The 1397-nt window shown below is 66.3% G+C and carries 1 protein-coding gene; it reads right to left on the bottom strand.

Going from position 1 to position 1397, the window contains the following annotated elements; genetic code table 11:
- Positions 1–36: 36 nt before the first annotated feature.
- A complete protein-coding gene (locus Q8A52_RS48830) occupies positions 37–1308 on the bottom strand; it encodes an IS256 family transposase (RefSeq protein WP_316765152.1) in 1272 nt (423 codons plus the stop codon).
- Positions 1309–1397: the final 89 nt, after the last annotated feature.

The raw sequence follows: 1397 nt of genomic DNA, 5'->3' as shown, positions 1-1397 counted from the left end.
GGGACGTGTCAGTGTCTTTGTGTAAGTCCTTGGGCTTCAGTTGGTGTTGAGCCGGTCCTCGAAGAAGAGTGAGAACTGGTTCAGCGCCTTCTTCCAGTGTGCCGCGACGTGGTTGATGTCGCGGGCCTTGGGGTTGATCAGCTCCCGGACGGCGAGGTAGAGCACCTTCAGAACCGCCTGCTCGGAGGGGAAGTGGCCCCGGTTGCGGGTGGCCTTCCGTAGCCGGGCGTTGATCGACTCGATCAGATTCGTGGAGTAGACGACTTTCCTTATCTCCGGCGGGAAAGCGAGGTAAGGGGTGAACTCGCTCCACGCGCTGCGCCAGCTGCGTGTGATGGCCGGGTAGCGTTGGCCCAGCTCGGAGGCGGCGAACTCCTGCAGTGCCTGCTCGGCGGCCTGCTCGGTCGGTGCCGTGTAGATCGCTCTGAGCGCCGGCACCAGTGCGGGATGGTCCCTCTTGGACGCGAACCGCAGTGAGGCCCGCATCAAGTGGATCACGCATGTTTGGACCGTGGCTTTGGGCCAGGTCGCGGTGACCGCGTCCGGCAGGCCCTTCAGTCCGTCGCAGGCGACGATGCATACGTCCTGGACTCCGCGGTTGCGCAGTTCGGACAGCACGGTCATCCAGGTGGTGGCGCCCTCGCCCTCGTCGCCGACCCACAGCCCGAGGACGTCCTTGCGGCCGTCCATGTCCACCCCGACCGCGAGGTAGACCGGCTTGGAGACCACCGCCCCGGAACGGATCTTGACCCACAGGGCGTCGATGTAGATGATCGGCCAGATCGCGTCCAGCGGCGGGTTCTGCCAGGCTGCCAGCTCGTCGGCGACCGCGTCGGTGACCTTGCTGATCAGGTCCGGTGAAACCTCGACGCCGTACATGCCGGCCAGATGGGAGCGGATGTCCCGCACCGACATACCGCGGGCATACAGCGACAGGACCTGGTCGTTGAACCCGGCCAGCCGCCGCGCGTGCTTGGGCACCAGCTGCGGCTCGAACGACCCGTTGCGGTCCCGGGGAACGGCCACCGTGACCGCCCCGGCATCCGTCAGCACGGTCTTCGGTGAGGTCCCGTTTCGGCTGTTGCCAGACCCCCGGCCGACCGGGTCATGCTTCTCATAGCCGAGGTGTTCGGTCATCTCGGCATCCAGGGCTCGCTCGAGCACCGCCCGGGTGACGGCGGTCAGCAGCCCGCCCTCGCCCAGCAAAGCGGCTCCTGAGGCGTCGGCACGGTCCATCAACCGCTCGACTACCTCGTCCACCAGCTTGTCCTCGACCGGCTCCACAGCCGGGTTCTCGTTGTCTGCCATATCCGTCCGTCCCGGCTGGTCAAGGCCCTACACCGGACCCCGGCCAGCCTGTCACGTCACGGACTTACACGATCTTTCAGACACACCCG

This window comes from Streptomyces herbicida, assembly GCF_032656585.1.
GTDB lineage: Bacteria > Actinomycetota > Actinomycetes > Streptomycetales > Streptomycetaceae > Streptomyces > Streptomyces herbicida.
The sequence above is the reverse complement of the archived record's forward strand: the minus strand, read 5'-3'. Positions and strand labels throughout refer to the sequence as shown.